17 protein-coding genes are annotated in these 15,984 nt (G+C 62.6%); 8 read left to right on the forward strand and 9 right to left on the reverse strand.

Annotation, left to right across the window (positions count from 1 at the left end; genetic code table 11):
- Positions 1-15: 15 nt before the first annotated feature.
- From rsmD to PSH78_RS01785, 3 genes are read right to left on the reverse strand one after another with little or no spacing between them, the layout of a single operon-like run.
- Positions 16-627 carry a 16S rRNA (guanine(966)-N(2))-methyltransferase RsmD gene (gene rsmD, locus PSH78_RS01775; RefSeq protein ID WP_305498147.1) on the reverse strand — a complete coding sequence of 204 codons (612 nt, stop codon included), beginning with the start codon at positions 625-627 and terminating at the stop codon, positions 16-18.
- Positions 627-2,117, reverse strand: coding sequence for a pitrilysin family protein (locus PSH78_RS01780; protein ID WP_305498148.1), 1,491 nt, complete (start codon positions 2,115-2,117; stop codon positions 627-629). The genes rsmD and PSH78_RS01780 overlap by 1 nt, the downstream gene beginning before the upstream one ends.
- On the reverse strand, positions 2,110-3,465 hold the full coding sequence (locus tag PSH78_RS01785) for a pitrilysin family protein (protein ID WP_305498149.1): 1,356 nt from the start codon (positions 3,463-3,465) through the stop codon (positions 2,110-2,112). The genes PSH78_RS01780 and PSH78_RS01785 overlap by 8 nt, the downstream gene beginning before the upstream one ends.
- A gap of 344 nt (positions 3,466-3,809) precedes the next feature.
- Between PSH78_RS01785 and ftsY the strand changes: the two genes are divergently transcribed.
- The 4 genes from ftsY (at position 3,810) to rpoH (ending at position 7,897) form a co-directional block, all read left to right on the forward strand.
- A complete protein-coding gene (ftsY, locus tag PSH78_RS01790) occupies positions 3,810-5,243 on the forward strand; it encodes a signal recognition particle-docking protein FtsY (protein WP_305498150.1) in 1,434 nt (477 codons plus the stop codon).
- Positions 5,240-5,911, forward strand: coding sequence for a cell division ATP-binding protein FtsE (gene ftsE / locus PSH78_RS01795; RefSeq protein ID WP_305498151.1), 672 nt, complete (start codon positions 5,240-5,242; stop codon positions 5,909-5,911). Before ftsY ends, ftsE begins: the two co-directional genes overlap by 4 nt.
- On the forward strand, positions 5,908-6,930 hold the full coding sequence (gene ftsX, locus PSH78_RS01800) for a permease-like cell division protein FtsX (RefSeq protein ID WP_305498152.1): 1,023 nt from the start codon (positions 5,908-5,910) through the stop codon (positions 6,928-6,930). The genes ftsE and ftsX overlap by 4 nt, the downstream gene beginning before the upstream one ends.
- 112 nt (positions 6,931-7,042) lie before the next feature.
- Positions 7,043-7,897 carry an RNA polymerase sigma factor RpoH gene (gene rpoH, locus PSH78_RS01805; RefSeq protein WP_305498153.1) on the forward strand — a complete coding sequence of 285 codons (855 nt, stop codon included), beginning with the start codon at positions 7,043-7,045 and terminating at the stop codon, positions 7,895-7,897.
- Positions 7,898-8,091: 194 nt separating this feature from the next.
- Here the strand turns inward: rpoH and mtgA are convergent, their stop codons facing one another.
- Positions 8,092-8,814, reverse strand: a complete 723-nt coding sequence (gene mtgA / locus PSH78_RS01810; RefSeq protein WP_305498154.1) for a monofunctional biosynthetic peptidoglycan transglycosylase — start codon at positions 8,812-8,814, stop codon at positions 8,092-8,094.
- Positions 8,815-8,887: 73 nt separating this feature from the next.
- Here mtgA and PSH78_RS01815 point away from each other — a divergent pair, with 73 nt between their 5' ends.
- On the forward strand, positions 8,888-9,259 hold the full coding sequence (locus PSH78_RS01815; RefSeq protein WP_305498155.1) for a DUF423 domain-containing protein: 372 nt from the start codon (positions 8,888-8,890) through the stop codon (positions 9,257-9,259).
- A gap of 3 nt (positions 9,260-9,262) precedes the next feature.
- Here the strand turns inward: PSH78_RS01815 and PSH78_RS01820 are convergent, their stop codons facing one another.
- Positions 9,263-11,248: an acyltransferase family protein gene (locus tag PSH78_RS01820; RefSeq protein WP_305498156.1), complete on the reverse strand. Its 1,986-nt coding sequence runs from the start codon at positions 11,246-11,248 to the stop codon at positions 9,263-9,265.
- 242 nt (positions 11,249-11,490) lie between these two features.
- Here PSH78_RS01820 and thiS point away from each other — a divergent pair, with 242 nt between their 5' ends.
- The 3 genes from thiS to trmB are packed head-to-tail and all read left to right on the forward strand — an operon-like array spanning position 11,491 to position 13,274.
- Positions 11,491-11,691, forward strand: a complete 201-nt coding sequence (gene thiS / locus PSH78_RS01825; protein ID WP_165557463.1) for a sulfur carrier protein ThiS — start codon at positions 11,491-11,493, stop codon at positions 11,689-11,691.
- Positions 11,692-11,744: 53 nt separating this feature from the next.
- A complete protein-coding gene (locus PSH78_RS01830) occupies positions 11,745-12,539 on the forward strand; it encodes a thiazole synthase (RefSeq protein WP_305498159.1) in 795 nt (264 codons plus the stop codon).
- A 9-nt stretch (positions 12,540-12,548) separates the two neighbouring features.
- On the forward strand, positions 12,549-13,274 hold the full coding sequence (trmB, locus tag PSH78_RS01835) for a tRNA (guanosine(46)-N7)-methyltransferase TrmB (protein ID WP_305498160.1): 726 nt from the start codon (positions 12,549-12,551) through the stop codon (positions 13,272-13,274).
- A gap of 122 nt (positions 13,275-13,396) precedes the next feature.
- On the opposite strand, the gene PSH78_RS01840 is transcribed toward trmB, so the two are convergent.
- Genes PSH78_RS01840 through PSH78_RS01855 form a run of 4 tightly spaced genes read right to left on the reverse strand, consistent with a single transcriptional unit; the run spans position 13,397 to position 15,962 of the window.
- A complete protein-coding gene (locus tag PSH78_RS01840; protein ID WP_060740196.1) occupies positions 13,397-13,720 on the reverse strand; it encodes a DUF3392 domain-containing protein in 324 nt (107 codons plus the stop codon).
- A gap of 18 nt (positions 13,721-13,738) precedes the next feature.
- On the reverse strand, positions 13,739-14,938 hold the full coding sequence (hemW, locus tag PSH78_RS01845; RefSeq protein WP_305498162.1) for a radical SAM family heme chaperone HemW: 1,200 nt from the start codon (positions 14,936-14,938) through the stop codon (positions 13,739-13,741).
- On the reverse strand, positions 14,935-15,531 hold the full coding sequence (gene rdgB / locus PSH78_RS01850; RefSeq protein WP_305498163.1) for an RdgB/HAM1 family non-canonical purine NTP pyrophosphatase: 597 nt from the start codon (positions 15,529-15,531) through the stop codon (positions 14,935-14,937). Before rdgB ends, hemW begins: the two co-directional genes overlap by 4 nt.
- Positions 15,528-15,962 carry a DUF4426 domain-containing protein gene (locus PSH78_RS01855; protein WP_305498164.1) on the reverse strand — a complete coding sequence of 145 codons (435 nt, stop codon included), beginning with the start codon at positions 15,960-15,962 and terminating at the stop codon, positions 15,528-15,530. The genes rdgB and PSH78_RS01855 overlap by 4 nt, the downstream gene beginning before the upstream one ends.
- Positions 15,963-15,984 lie beyond the last annotated feature (22 nt).

The raw sequence follows: 15,984 nt of genomic DNA on the forward strand, positions 1-15,984 counted from the left end.
TGCACGGTCAGCGGTTCAGCCAACGGCCTCTGCCGTACGTTGCCACAATGCGTAATACACCCGTCCGGATTTCTGCTCGCGATGCAGGCGCCAATTGGCCGGCAAGCCCAGGGTCGAAGGTGCGGTCTCGCTTTCAGTGTAGACCCAGGCATCGTCGGCCAGCCACTGCCGTTCCTCGAGCAACGCGCAGACGGCCGGCAACAGGTTCTGGTTGAACGGCGGGTCGAGGAACACCAGGTCGAAAGGGGTTGCGGGTTGGCTGTCGAGATAGCGCAGCGCATCCGCCGTCTGCACCTGGCCAACGGTGCAACGCAACGTGCCCAGGTGTTCTTTCAGGCTCGAGACTGCCAGGCTGCTGGCGTCCAGCGCCTGGCCCATGGCGGCGCCACGGGACAAGGCCTCGAGAAACAGCGCGCCACTGCCGGCGAACGGGTCGAGCACCCGGGCACCCGCCACATACGGCGCGAGCCAGTTGAACAGCGTCTCGCGCACCCGGTCCGGCGTCGGCCGCAGGCCCGGGGCATCGGGGAAGCTCAAGCGCCGGCTGCGCCACTCACCGCCGATGATGCGCAACTGGTTGACCCCGTTGTGCGCGGGTTTCTTGCTGGAATTGGATGGACGGGCCATTAATGCTCCGGAACCCCGAGCGGCTGCTCGGCAGGTTTGTCAGTGGGGGCCGGCAACGGCTTTTGCGGCACGGTCGGGCCAGCGGTGACGATGACCATCTTGTCCGTGCTCAGGTGTTTGTTCAGCGCGGTCCTGACCTGCTCGACCGTCAGCGCCTGGGACTGGCGCATGAAATCCTCCAGGTAGCTCAGCGGCAGGTCATAGAAACCCATGGCGCCGAGCTGACCGACGATGTCGGCGTTGCTCGCGGTCGACAGCGGGAAGCTGCCGGCCAGCTCGCGCTTGGCGTCGTCGAGCTCCTTCTGGGTCGGGCCGTTCTTGAGGTAATCAGCGAACACTTCCTGGACCAGATTCAATGTGCCTTCGCTCATCTCGGCACGGGTCTGCAGACTGATCATGAACGGGCCGCGAGCCTGCATCGCCGTGAAGCCGGAGTAGACGCCATAGGTCAGGCCGCGTTTTTCCCGGACCTCGGTCATCAGACGCGTGCCGAAGCCACCGCCGCCGAGGATCTGGTTGCCCATGGACACGGCGGCATAGTCCGGATCGTCGCGGTCGACGCCCAGTTGCGCGAGCATCAGGTTGGTCTGCTTGGACGGGAACTCGATATGGTGGACGCTCGCTTTCGGCTCCACCGGTGGCGGCGTTTTCGCCAGGGCCTGGCCCTTGGGCAGTGCGCCGGATACCTGGTTGGCAATGGCTTCGGCCTCGGCACGGGACAGGTCGCCCACCAGGGCGATCACCGCGTTGCCGACGGCGTAGGCCTTGGCATGAAAGGCCCGGGCCTGGGCCAGGGTAATCGGCGGGATACTCTGTGCGGTGCCGTCGCTGGAGTGCGCATACGGATGGTCGCCGTACAGGCGCTTCATCAGTTCCAGGCCCGCCAGTTTGCCGGGATTCTGCTTCTGGTACTCGAAACCGGCGAGCATCTGGTTCTTGATGCGCGCGAAGGAGTCGGCGGGGAAGGTCGGTTGGCCGACGACTTCGGCAAACAGCTTCAGCGCCGGCTCGCGCTTGTCGGCTGCGCTGAGACTGCGCAACGACGCCACGGCCATGTCCCGGAAGGCGCCGTTGCCAAAATCGGCGCCGAGGCTTTCAAAACCTTCGGCGATGGCACTGACGTCCTTGCCCGCGACGCCTTCGTTGAGCATGGCGTTGGTCAACTGCGCCAGGCCCGGTGCGTCGCCGTCCTGGCTGCTGCCGGCGGCGAAGGTCAGGCGCAGGTCGAACATCGGTAATTCGCGAGCTTCGACGAACAGCACCTTGGCGCCGTCGGCGGTTTTCCAGGTCTGCACGTCGAGCTGGCGATGGCTGGGCGCCTTGCCGTCCAGTTCAGCCAGCGATTGCAGCTTGTTGCCGGACTTGGCCTTGTCCAATGCCTGGCTGGCGTTGGTGCTGGTCGATGGCGACAGGTAAAAGGCCAGCGCGCCGACCATGGCGATCAATATCAGGCCGATCAGCACCAGGCGCGGTGATTTGCGCTCACTCATGAGCTTTCTCCTCGGGCAGGACGTGCGCGACGCTCAGGCGCGAGCGGGTGAAATACAATTGGGCTGCCTTCTGGATATCCTGCGGGGTCACGCTTTGCAGTTCGGCCAGCTCGGTGTCCATCAGTTTCCAGGACAGGCCGACCGTTTCCAGCTGGCCGATGGCGGTGGCCTGGCTGGTGATGGAGTCGCGCTCATACACCAGGCCGGCGATCACTTGGGCACGGACGCGCTCCAGTTCCTCGGCGGTGGGGGCGGTGGTCTTCAGTTGTTCGAGCAAGCGCCACAGCCCGGCTTCGGCTTCGGCGAGGGTCTTGTTTTTCTGCGTGTTGGGTGTCGCCGACAGGGTGAACAGGGTATCGCCACGGGTGTAGGCGTCGTAGTTCGACGAGCCGCCGGACACCAATTCTTCGCCGCGCTCCAGCTGGGCCGGGATCCGGCCGCTGTAACCGCCGTCCAGCAGCGCGGAAATCAGCCGCAAGGCGTTGACCGGGACTTTATCGGTGGCCGTGGCGATGCTCGGCACGTTGAATGCGAGCATGACGCTCGGCAGTTGGGTCTGTACATGCAGGGTAATCTTGCGTTCGCCGGGCTCGGCCAGTTCCAGGGGGATTTTCGCCGCCGGCACGGCGCGCCGGGCAATCGGGCCGAAATAGCGCTGGGCCAGGGTCTTGACCTCATCCGGCGTCACGTCGCCGACTACTACCAGGGTCGCATTGTTCGGTGCATACCAGGATTCGTACCAGTGGCGCAGCTCCTCGACCTTCATCCGGTCCAGGTCGGCCATCCAGCCGATGGTCGGCGTGTGGTAGCCGCTGGCCGGGTACGCCATGGCCATGAACCGCTCGTAGGCCTTGGACATGGGGTTGTCGTCGGTGCGCATGCGGCGCTCTTCCTTGATGACCTCGATCTCGCGGCTGAACTCCTCCGGTGGCAAACGCAGGCTGGCCATGCGGTCGGCTTCGAGCTCGAAGGCCACGCCCAGGCGATCTCGGGCCAGCACCTGGTAATAGGCGGTGAAGTCATCGCTGGTAAAGGCGTTCTCCTCGGCGCCAAGATCGCGCAGGATCAACGATGCTTCGCCGGGGCCGACTTTCTCGCTGCCCTTGAACATCATGTGTTCCAAGGCGTGGGACAGACCGGTCTGGCCCGGCGTCTCATAGCTGGAGCCCACCTTGTACCAGACCTGGGACACCACCACCGGGGCCCGATGGTCCTCGCGCACGACGACCTTCAAGCCGTTGTCGAGGGAAAATTCATGGGTGGGTTGCGGGTCGGCAGCAAGGGCGGAAAAAGGCAGACAAACTGTGCTGAGCAGCAGGCCTGCGGCGCGGCGGGCAAGAGCATTCATTCGTGTTTAAACCTGTTGGACTGCCCGCTTGGCCTTAGCCTCGGCGGGCGAGGAGGTGCTAGGATACTGATCCGTTTTACTGGCGGCCACGCCTATCGGGCCTTTTATCGGTCCGTGGCTGTTTGGATTTGCGGATGAAGCCTCGGGTTTTCCTGATGTTCCCGGTGTTTTCTCCGAAAATGTCCCACCAGTCCTTCGAAAATAGCGACTTGAGGTGTCCGCGAAGACAACTCTACAAAATGTTGCGCGTGAACAAGCTGGATGAAACGCAGTCTGTTCAGCATCGAATATTTATCACCGAGGCGCCTGCCTGGCGCGTCGCTACCGTGAGATAGCCGTCCTCCATGTTTGGTTCCAACGACGACAAGAAGACCCCAGCTGCGGCTGGCGAGAAAAAAAGCCTGTTCGGATGGCTGCGCAAGAAGCCGCAGGAAACCGTCGTCGAGCAGCCGCAACTGCCGCCTGAGCCGGCCGCCGAGACTGCGGTCGAGGCCGTGGCAGAAGAGACCGCGCCGATCGTCCTGCCGATTGCCGAACCGGTGCTGCAGCCGGTCGAGCCTGAGATTGCCGCCGAGCCGGTTGCCGAGCAGCCGCTGACCCCGCCCGCCGGGCAAACGCCCTGGCTGACCTTGCCCGTGGCCGAAGAACCGGTCGCGCTGGTCGAGGACGAGCAGGCTGCGCATGTCACTCCAGCGATTCCGGCATCGACGCAACCGGTCGAGGCGCCCATTGCCGAGATGCCGGTTGTCGTTGCGCCTGCCGCTCCTGAGCCCGCCCCTGAACCAGAGCCTGTTACGGCTGAGGTTCCGGTTCTGGTCGAGCCGCCGCGCAGCGCCGAAGAAAACAAAGTCGGCTTCTTCGCCCGCCTCAAGCAGGGCCTGTCCAAGACCAGCGCCAGCATTGGCGAGGGCATGGCCAGCCTGTTCCTCGGCAAGAAGGTCATCGATGACGAGTTGCTGGAAGACATCGAGACCCGCCTGCTGACCGCCGATGTCGGCGTCGAAGCCACTTCCGTCATCATCCAGAGCCTGACCCAGAAGGTCGCCCGCAAGCAGCTCACCGATGCCGACGCGTTGTACAAATCCCTGCAAGGCGAATTGACCACCCTGCTCAAGCCGGTGGAAAAGCCGCTGGTGATTGCTTCGCAGAACAAGCCGTTCGTGATCCTGGTCGTCGGCGTCAACGGCGCCGGCAAGACCACCACCATCGGCAAGCTGGCGAAGAAGCTTCAGCTCGAAGGCAAAAAAGTCATGCTCGCCGCTGGCGACACCTTCCGCGCCGCCGCGGTAGAACAGTTGCAGGTGTGGGGTGAGCGCAACAAGATCCCGGTCATTGCCCAGCACACGGGTGCGGACTCCGCCTCGGTGATTTTCGACGCCGTGCAGGCCGCCAAGGCCCGTGGCATCGACGTGCTGATCGCCGACACGGCCGGGCGCCTGCACACCAAAGACAACCTGATGGAAGAGTTGAAGAAGGTTCGCCGGGTCATCGGCAAGCTCGATGCCGAGGCGCCTCATGAGGTGCTGCTGGTGCTGGACGCCGGCACCGGCCAGAACGCCATCAACCAGGCCAAGCAGTTCAACCAGACGGTCGAGCTGACCGGGCTGGCCCTGACCAAGCTGGACGGCACCGCCAAGGGCGGGGTGATCTTCGCCCTGGCCAAGCAATTCGGCCTGCCGATTCGTTACATCGGCGTGGGCGAAGGCATCGACGACTTGCGCACCTTTGAAGCCGAGCCTTTTGTCCAGGCACTGTTTGCCGAGCGGGAGCATTCATGATTCGTTTCGAACAGGTCGGTAAACGCTATCCGAACGGTCACGTCGGCTTGCATGAGCTGAGCTTTCGGGTCCGTCGGGGCGAGTTTCTGTTTGTCACCGGCCATTCCGGCGCCGGTAAAAGCACCTTGCTGCGCCTGCTGCTGGCGATGGAACGGCCCACCACCGGCAAGCTGCTGCTGGCCGGCCAGGACCTGAGCAGCATCAGCAATGCGCAGATTCCCTACCTGCGACGGCAGATCGGCGTGGTGTTCCAGAACCACCAACTGCTGTTTGATCGCACCGTGTTCAACAACGTGGCGCTGCCGTTGCAGATCCTCGGGCTGTCCAAGGCCGAGATCAACAAGCGCGTCGACTCGGCACTGGAGCGTGTGGCGCTGTCGGACAAGACCGACCTGTACCCGGGTGACCTGTCCACCGGCCAGCAACAGCGCGTCGGCATTGCCCGCGCGATCGTCCACCGCCCGGCCTTGCTGCTGGCGGATGAACCCACCGGTAACCTCGACCCGCGACTGGCGGCGGAAATCATGGGCGTATTCGAAGATATCAACCGTTTGGGCACCAGCGTGCTGATCGCCAGTCACGACCTGGCGTTGATCGCACGTATGCGTCATCGCATGCTCACCTTGCAGCGCGGTCGACTGATCGGCGACGGGGAGGCGGGTGTATGAGCGCAACCCGTAGCCCGAAAGTGGCCGAGCGCGTGGCTCCCAAGGCCTCCGACCCGCAGCCGCAGAAAAAGAAACGCGACGATGATGACGGCCCGGATTTCGCCACGCTGCTGCACGCCTGGATCGAAAGCCATCGCGCCAGCCTGGTCGACAGCCTGCGGCGCCTGGGCAAGCAGCCCATCGGCAGCTTCTTTACCTGCATGGTGATGGCCGTGGCCCTGAGCCTGCCCATGGGCCTGTCATTACTGCTTAATAATGTCGAGCGCCTGGGCGGCTCCTGGCAGCGCGCGGCGCAGATCTCCCTTTATCTGCAACTGGATGCGACACCGGGCGAAGGCCAGGCGTTGCGTGAGCAGATCAAGGCCATGCCGGGCGTAGCCGACGCCGAATACGTCGGGCGCGAGCAGGCGCTCGAAGAGTTCCAGCAGCAGTCCGGCCTGGGCGAGGCCCTCAAGGAGCTCCCGGAAAACCCGCTGCCGGGCGTGGTGCTGGTGACCCCGAACGAGGTCGACAAGCCCACCCTTGAAGCATTAAGACAAAGACTTTCGGAATTGCCCAAGGTACAACAGGCCCAACTTGATCTAGTCTGGGTCGAGCGTCTTGCGGCGATACTCAAGCTCGGCGACCGGTTTGTCTTTGGTCTGACGGTGCTTCTGGTTTCTGCATTACTTTTGGTGATAGGCAATACCATTCGTCTTCATATTGAAAACCGCCGCACAGAGATAGAAGTGATTAAACTCGTCGGCGGTACGGACAGTTATGTTCGCAGGCCCTTCCTCTACATGGGGGCGCTGTATGGCTTCGGTGCCGGGATCCTGTCCTGGGGCGTATTGGCGTTCGGCCTGGATTGGCTGAACGATGCGGTAGTGGGATTGGCCGGTTTGTACGGCAGTGATTTTTCACTGGCCGGTGTGCCAGTCGCCGACGGCGTGTCGCTCTTGCTTGGCGCGGTGCTGTTGGGTTATATCGGTGCATGGATTGCGGTAGCACGCCACCTGCGTGAGCTTGCTCCAAAATAGTATTTTTTGCGCGTATTGACCTTTCAGTTTTTGTGGGAACTTGTCCTACGGTTCCCGGTCAATTTTCGCAGTGCTGAACTGCACGAGTTATGTGAGTCGGAGGTTTTTTCGTATGACCACTTCTTTGCAACCTGCTTATGCTCTAGTCCCGGGTGCGAACCTTGAGGCCTATGTGCACACGGTGAACAGCATTCCATTGCTGACGCCCGAGCAGGAGCGTGAACTGGCCGAGAGTCTCTATTATGAGCAGGATCTTGAGGCGGCTCGGCAGATGGTGCTCGCCCACCTGCGTTTTGTCGTACATATCGCCCGCAGCTATTCCGGCTACGGGCTGGCCCAGGCCGACCTGATCCAGGAAGGCAACGTCGGCCTGATGAAGGCGGTCAAGCGGTTCAACCCTGAAATGGGCGTGCGGCTGGTGTCGTTCGCCGTGCACTGGATCAAGGCGGAAATCCACGAGTTCATCCTGCGCAACTGGCGCATCGTGAAAGTCGCGACCACCAAGGCCCAGCGCAAGCTGTTCTTCAACCTGCGCAGCCAGAAGAAACGTCTGGCCTGGTTGAACAACGAAGAAGTCAATCGCGTGGCTGAAAGCCTGGGCGTAGAGCCCCGGGAAGTGCGCGAGATGGAAAGCCGCCTGACCGGCCATGACATGGCCTTCGACCCGGCCGCCGAGGCCGACGACGACAGCGCTTTCCAATCGCCGGCCAACTACCTGGAAGACCACCGGTACGACCCGGCGCGTCAACTGGAAGACGCCGATTGGAGCGACAACTCCAACACCAACCTGCACGAAGCGCTGGAAGTGCTGGACGCGCGTAGCCGTGACATTCTTTACCAGCGCTGGCTGGCTGAAGAGAAGGCCACGCTGCACGACCTGGCGCAGAAGTACAACGTGTCGGCCGAGCGAATTCGTCAGCTTGAGAAGAGCGCGATGAACAAGCTCAAGGTGTCGATCGCGGCTTGACCCGTGGTGCCGGCATTAAAAAACGCCCCGATCAGTGATGATCGGGGCGTTTTTTGTTTGTGTGATGCTGGACTCAATGCGGCCTATGTGGGAGCGAGCCTGCTCGCGAATGCGGTGTGTCAGCCCACATTTATGTTTCTGATACCCAGCATTCGCGAGCAGGCTCGCTCCCACAGTGGACTCAGCGTTCTTGGCTACTGAGCCCACGGCGCGCGGCGCGCACGGTCAAGCTCCAGCAGATAACCATCACCGCCCAACTGACTCATCTGCTGCCGGATCCAGCTGGCGCGCCGCAGTATATAGGGGCTTGGCCGGCTGGCACTCCAGACTCGCGGGTTGGGCAGCACCGCCGCCAGCAGGCTGGCCTGTTGCCGGGACAAGGCCCCGGCGCCTACACGGAAATGGTGCCGCGCGGCCGCTTCAGCCCCAAACACGCCGTCGTCCCACTCGACACTGTTGAGGTACACCTCAAGAATCCGTTGCTTGGGCCAGAACACTTCGATCAGCGCGGTGAACCACGCCTCCAGCCCTTTGCGCAGCCAGCTGCGGCCCGACCACAGGAACAGGTTCTTGGAGACTTGCTGGCTGAGGGTACTGGCGCCGCGAATCGAGCCGCCGCGCCCGTTATGGGCAAACGCCGCCTGGATCGCGCCGATGTCAAAGCCCCAGTGCTCGGGAAACTTCTGATCCTCGCCGGCAATCACCGCAATCTTGAGGTTATTGGAGATCTGGTCCCAGGGCTGCCAGTCGCGCTGCAGGTCGATCGGCTCGCCGCCGAACCAGGATTCGACCTTGCGCTCGATCATCAGCGCGGTGAACGGTGGCGGCACCACGCGAAACAGCAGCACCAGCGCAACGCTGCCGACGGCGAACCAGAGCAGGGCTTTAACGAATCGTCGAAACAATGTACGCAGCATAGAGATGGCTTGGCCGAACCCGTCGAGCGGGCCATTATACAGACCCTGTCCCCCGAGTCTGACTGGAGTTCCCATGTTGCGTAGCTTTCTGATGCTGGCGGCTTTTTTCGGTTTCACCGGCGTAGCGCTGGGAGCATTCGCCGCCCATGGTCTGAAAAGCCGCCTGAGCGCTGATTACCTGGCGATTTTCCACACCGGCGTCACCTATCAACTGGTGCACACCCTGGCTCTGTTCGGCGTCGCATTGCTGGCCACGCACATTCCCGGGCGTATCGTCACCTGGGCCGGTATTTCCTTTGTCATCGGTATCCTGTTGTTCTCTGGCAGCCTGTATCTGTTGACGCTTACGGGCATCACCAAGCTGGGCATCATCACGCCGTTCGGTGGTGTAGCGTTTCTGCTGGGTTGGCTTTTCCTCGGTCTTGCCGCCTGGCGTCTGGCCTGACGGTCACGTCGCGCGCCTCCAGCCATTGAGCAGGACCTGGATGAACGATGGCGCGAGGAGGCGGTTACCGTATCCGCTAAGGTGATCGCCGTCGCGGAAAAGTGGTTGGCCGTCGTCGTAAGCCGAGCAAGTGGAGCCTGGGCACAGCAGCGGCAGCGGATCCCAGACGCGAAGCAGCGGATACTCAAGGGTTAAATGCTTCAGCAAGGCCATTTGTGGCGCTCGCAGCTGCTCGATCTGATTCCGTTCGACGGTGAAACCAGGCGCGCAGATCGGATTCATCCGGTTGAACCAGTCCGAGCAGCGGTAGGCTGGCGCCTTGAACAGCGGCATGGGGGCATCGATCAGTACCCGCACCTCGGCATTCATCAGCCGCGTCAGTGTTGCTTCTGCGCTGCGGCGGGCTCCGTCGACCTGCTCGGGGGACAGTTCGGCGAGGGCCTCGCTTAGCACGCTTTCATCGCCACGTAGCCAGTCGCGCCCTGCCAGTTCCGGCATCCGCAGGGAGGCGAGGAAAACGATATCACCGGCTTTTGCCCGCGCTTCGATGTCACGCAGGGCTTCATTCCTGGCTCGGGTGCAGGCGCCTTGTGGGTCGGGTGCCATGAGGCTGACCACCGCGCAGCCGCCGCGCTCGTATTCCACAACGCTGATACCCAGCTGTCGCGAGACGAGGCTCAGCAGGGTGCGGTATGCCGCCGCGTGCGAATCGCCGAACACGAACAGTTGGCGGCCCTGCAGCGATGGGTCGCTGATCGGCTCTTTGGCCGGACCTTGCGGTAGCTTCCGGGAAAACCAGGTATAGGTGTCGCTGGTCTGGCTCAGCGACAGTACCTCGGGGTTTTCACTCATCCAGCGAGCACCTGACCAGGACAGGCCGAGCGCCGCCAGGCATGCGGCAATGGTGCTCCAGGCGCGGCGTTGAAAAAGCGACCGGCCGGTGCGCAGCGGTGTCTCGACCCAGTGATAGGAGGCGCCGGCGAGTGCCGCGACGATCACTGGATAGGCCAGTTGTATGGCGAGTTGCTCCAGGCCAATGGTCCAGCGCAGGAACACCAGCACCGGCCAATGCCAAAGGTAAAGCGAGTAGGACAACCGACCGACATAGGTCGCGGGTGTCGATTGCAAAAGACGCAGCAGCGACGAGGGGGTATCGGTTTTCTGTACTATGGCCGCCAGGGTCAGCAGGGTACCAGCGACGGTCAGGACGGCCCAGGGAAAAGGAAAGTGTTTCGCGTCGGCGAAAATCAACCCGCCTGACACCAGGGCGAGCCCAGCGAACAGCACGGCAGGCGTCGCCGCAGAGGTCAGTTGCAAGCGTCCTGTGACCACCCGTTGGAAGAGGAGCGCCCCGGATGCCAGCTCCCAGAATCGGCTGGGTAACAGGTAAAACGCTTCGAGAGGGCTTTGCTCTGTCTGCACCACGCTGAATGCCAGCGACGCCAGCGCGAGCAAGGGCAGCAAGGCCCAGGCGAGACTGTGCCGTTGGCGAAAGCGCAGCCAGACGAAGTAGACCAGGGGAAAAACCAGGTAGAACTGCTCTTCGACGGCCAGCGTCCAGGTGTGAGTATAGGGATTGAGCTGGGCGGACGGCGAGAAGTAGGTGTCGCTGTTCCACGCCAGCGTGAAGTTGCTCAGGCCGAAGTAGGCCGCCAGTCCGGTTTGATCATTCTGCGCACTGAGCCAGGCCTGGGGTACGAACATCGCCGAGACCAGGGCGCACGCCACCAGAACCACCAGCAGGGCCGGGACGATGCGCAGGAAGCGTCGCCGGTAGAAGTCCGCCAGGTAAGCCGAAAAACTCATGTCGGAGCGGGTGTATAACGATTGGCTGATGACGTAGCCCGAGATGACGAAGAACATGTCGACCCCGGTGAAACCTCCGGGCAGTGTCAGGAAATCGGCATGGAAAATGATCACGCTCAGGACAGCGACGGCGCGCAGGCCATCGATAGCGGGGATGTTTGGCAATGTATGGACGCTGGGCACAGGTCCTCCTTGTGCTTGATAGATGCGTCCATGCGGGACCGGAAATATAGACCGGACCGGCGCTGCCTGGGCGTCGCATTTGTTGCAGAATCAGTCGAGGCTGTAAAAGCCCATGGCTATATCTGCTCGGACGCGCCTGTTGGCCGGGCTGACCGGCTGGTCCATTTCATGACGAATGGCTTGGGTCGTCCGGACTGATCGGGCTAGAATGCCAGCCCCTAAAAATGATGGCGGCATCCGGCATGCGCATTCAGTTGAACGGCGAATCCCTTGAACTGCCCGACGGCGAAACCGTCGCGGCCCTGCTGACCCGTCTGGAACTCACCGGACGCCGTGTCGCGGTGGAGCTCAACCTGGATATCGTCCCGCGCAGCCAGCACGCCGACACCACGTTGAACGATGGCGACAATGTCGAAGTGGTCCACGCCATCGGCGGCGGTTAGTCGCCGCGATTTCGCAGCATTCGCAAGAACCTCCCCCCAACAGAGGATTTCCCATGAGCATCGTTCGTAGCGACAAGCCCTTCGTCCTGGCCGGTCGTACTTACCAGTCGCGTCTGCTGGTAGGCACCGGCAAGTACCGCGACATGGAAGAGACCCGCCAGGCCATTGAAGCTTCGGGTGCCGAGATCGTGACCGTCGCCGTGCGTCGGACCAACATTGGCCAGAATCCGGGCGAACCGAACCTGCTGGATATCCTGCCGCCGGATCGCTACACCATCCTGCCGAACACCGCCGGTTGCTTCGACGCCATCGAGGCTGTGCGCACCTGCCGCCTGGCCCGTGAGCTGCTCGACGGTCACAACCTGGTGAAGCTTGAAGTGCTGGCGGACCAGAAAACCCTGTTCCCCAACGTGATCGAAACCCTCAAGGCCGCAGAAACCCTGGTCAAGGAAGGGTTCGACGTGATGGTCTACACCAGCGATGACCCGATCATCGCTCGTCAGCTGGCGGAAATCGGCTGCATCGCGGTCATGCCGCTGGCCGGGCTGATCGGCACGGGCCTGGGGATCTGCAACCCGTACAACCTGCAGATCATCCTTGAAGAAGCGAAGATCCCGGTGCTGGTGGATGCCGGTGTCGGCACCGCCTCCGATGCCACCATCGCCATGGAACTGGGTTGTGAAGCGGTGCTGATGAACTCCGCCATTGCCCACGCCCAGCAGCCGGTGCTGATGGCCGAAGCCATGAAACACGCCATCGTTGCCGGTCGCCTGGCCTACCTGGCCGGGCGCATGCCGAAAAAACTCTATGCCAGCGCATCCTCGCCGCTGGATGGTCTGATCAAGTAAGAGCCATTGATGACTGAATCGAACGACACGCCGGTCCTGCCGGAAGAAGGCGAAGAGCGCCAGCACCGCCGCATCAAGAGTTTCGTGATGCGCGCCGGGCGCATGACTGAAGGCCAGCAACGCGGCCTGGAGCAGGGTGCGCCGTTGTATGTCCTGCCGCTGGCCGACGCGCCGGTGGACTTCGACCAGGTATTCGGCCGCTCGGCGCCACGCTCGCTGGAAATCGGCTTCGGCATGGGCCATTCGCTGCTGGAAATGGCCGCGGCCGCGCCGGACCAGGATTTCATTGGCGTGGAAGTGCACCGTCCGGGTGTCGGTGCGTTGCTCAACGGCGTACTGACTCAAGGTCTGACCAACCTGCGGGTCTACGATTGCGACGCCATCGAAGTGCTCAACCGCTGCGTGGCCGACAACAGCCTTGACCGGTTGATGCTGTTTTTCCCGGACCCGTGGCACAAGAGTCGCCATCACAAGCGCCGGATCGTCCAGGCATCGTTCGCTGAACTGGTGCACAGCAAGTTGAAGGTCGGCGGTGTGCTGCACATGGCCACCGACTGGGAGCCGTACGCCGAATACATGCTGGAAGTGATGAACGTCGCGCCGGGCTACCGCAACCTGGCCGACGATGGCCGCTACGTCCCGCGTCCGGCGGAACGGCCGATTACCAAGTTCGAACGCCGTGGCGAACGGCTCGGGCATGGGGTCTGGGATTTGAAGTTCGAGAAGTTGGCGTAAGCCAATAATGTGGGAGCGAGCTTGCTCGCGATGGCGGCCTGACAGTCAACATGGGTGTTGGATGTGAGGGCCTCATCGCGAGCAAGCTCGCTCCCACAGTTCGTTTTGCGGCGTATTGGGGCTCAGCGTCGATCCGCCACGACGCCAATCAGCACCAGCACCACCAGCAACACCGGCGCGAGGCTGTAGTTGTTGAACTGGCTCAAGCCCCGGACGATCCACGGCGTGGCGTAGATCAGCGCGGCGCCGCTGCCGATCATGCACAGCAGGGCGATCAGCGGGACGCGCAAGGCGCCGGCGATGCTGCCCAGGCGTTGGTCGACCCAGCCCTTGATGTCAGCGCCAAACAACACCAGCAGGCAGCCTACCAGTGCCAGGGAGATTTCCGACAGGTTGCTACGGCTCCAGCGGGACACGGTGGCGAGCAGGTCGAGTACCAGATCCATTCGATTTCCTTGTTTTGATCAGCTCAGAAATTTTTGCAGCAGGTCGTTGAGAAACAGCTGTCCGCGCTCGGTCGCCGCCAGACGTGACGGTTCGACCTGCAACAACCCGCTTTGTTCGGCTTCGCGCCGGCCTTCGGCCAGGCTTTCCAGGGCCAGCCCGGTGCGCTGCGGATACAGCTGCGACGGTACGCCTTCGGTGAGGCGCAGTGCATTCATCAGGAACTCGAAAGGCAGCTCTTCGTTGGCGAGGCTCTTTTCCCCGGCCAGGAAGCGCTTGGCCGGGTTGAGGTAATCCTTCGGCAAGCGGGTCTTCCAGGTGCGTACGATGCGCCCGTCCGGATGGCTGAGCTTGCCGTGGGCGCCGGCACCGATACCGATGAAGTCGCCGAAGCTCCAATAATTGAGATTATGTCGCGCCGCCCGTCCGGGCAGGGCATAGGCCGAGACTTCGTACTGGGCGTAGCCATGCTCGGCGAGCAGCGCTTGCCCGGCTTCCTGGATGTCCCACAGCGTATCGTCTTCCGGCAAGGTCGGCGGCTGGTTCCAGAACACCGTGTTCGGCTCCAGCGTCAGTTGGTACCAGGACAGGTGGGTTGGCTTCAAGGCGATGGCCTGGCGCAGGTCGCTCAACGCGTCGTCGAGAGACTGGTCGGGCAGGCCATGCATCAGGTCCAGGTTGAAGTTGTCGAAGCCGGCCTGGCGAGCCATGCCGGCGGCGCGCACCGCCTCGTCACCGTTATGGATCCGCCCCAGGGCTTCAAGCTTGGCCTGTTGAAAGCTCTGGATACCGATGGACAGGCGATTGATACCCAACGCCCGGTAGGCGATGAATTTTTCCTGCTCGAACGTGCCGGGGTTGGCTTCCAGGGTGATCTCGATGTCGTGGGCGAACGCTATCCGCGCCTCGACACCCTTGAGCAATCGGCCCAGGGCCCGGGCGCTGAACAAGCTCGGGGTACCGCCACCAAAAAAAACCGAGCTCAACGGCCGACCATGAACTGCGTGCAGATCTTGGTCGAGGTCGGCCAGCAGAGCGTCGACATACTCCTCTTCCGGCAACTGCGGGCTGGCGGTGTGGGAGTTGAAATCGCAATACGGGCATTTGCGCACGCACCACGGGATGTGGATATACAGCGCCAGGGGCGGCAGTTCCGGTAGCGGTGCCCGGGGCGTCTGTACACCGCCATGAATCAGCGGTGCGGGAGCGTCGTCGATCATTGCAGGCCCAGGCGTTGACGCAGCAGGGCCATGGCGCGGGCGCGGTGACTCAGTTGATTTTTCTCGACCGGCCCCAGCGCGGCGCTGGAGCAGTTGCGCTCGGGCACCCAGAATAATGGGTCATAGCCAAAGCCGTGCTCGCCGCTGGCCTCGGTGAGGATGCGCCCGTGCCACAAGCCTTCGCAGAGGATCGGCAACGGGTCGTCGGCGTGGCGCACCAGGGCCAGCACACAGACGAACTGTGCGCCGCGTTCGGCCTCGGGCACGTCCTTGAGGGCTTCAAGCAGCTTGGCGTTGTTTGCCGCATCACCTTTGCCATCGGCGTAACGGGCCGAGTAGATGCCCGGCGCGCCGCCGAGGAAATCAACCGCCAGACCGGAGTCATCGGCCAGCGCCGGCAGCCCGGAAATGCGCGCGGCATTGCGGGCCTTGAGGATGGCATTCTCGACGAACGACAGGCCGGTTTCTTCCGGCTCGACCTGGCTGAATTCACCGATCGAGCGCAGTTGCACCGACCCGCCGAGCATGGCCTGGAGTTCCTTGAGTTTGCCGGCGTTGTGGCTGGCCAGCACGAGTTGGGTGAGGTTCATCATTGGCCCGGGAACAGTTCCTGGTTGAAGTTGATGGTGTTGATCTTGTCGCCGGTCTGCACCTTGATCTCGAAAGTCCGGGTTTCCTGCTGGTCCACCGGGTACTGGGCGATGTAATAGATCGCGCCTGGTTCGGTAACCTGGCGGAAGGTGAGGGTGACGGTCTTGCTGGTCAGGTCCTTCACCGTGCCGCTGACCTGGGCGATCAGTGGCTTGCCACCCTTGAGCACCGAGACATTGATCACGCCCTGGTTCTTGCTGCGGATCAGCTCGGCGGCCTTGGCTATGTCGGGTGTCAGGAAGGTGGAATTGAACGTGTTGTAGTGCACGGTCACGTCACCGAACACTTCCTTGCGCTCGGCCTTGATGACGTCGGCAGCCATGGCGCCCACGCTCAGGCAGGTGGTGATTAAGAACAACGCTAGACGTTTCATGTCGTGCTCCTGAAAAAGGCCG

Source organism: Pseudomonas sp. FP198, assembly GCF_030687895.1.
Taxonomy (GTDB): Bacteria; Pseudomonadota; Gammaproteobacteria; order Pseudomonadales; family Pseudomonadaceae; genus Aquipseudomonas.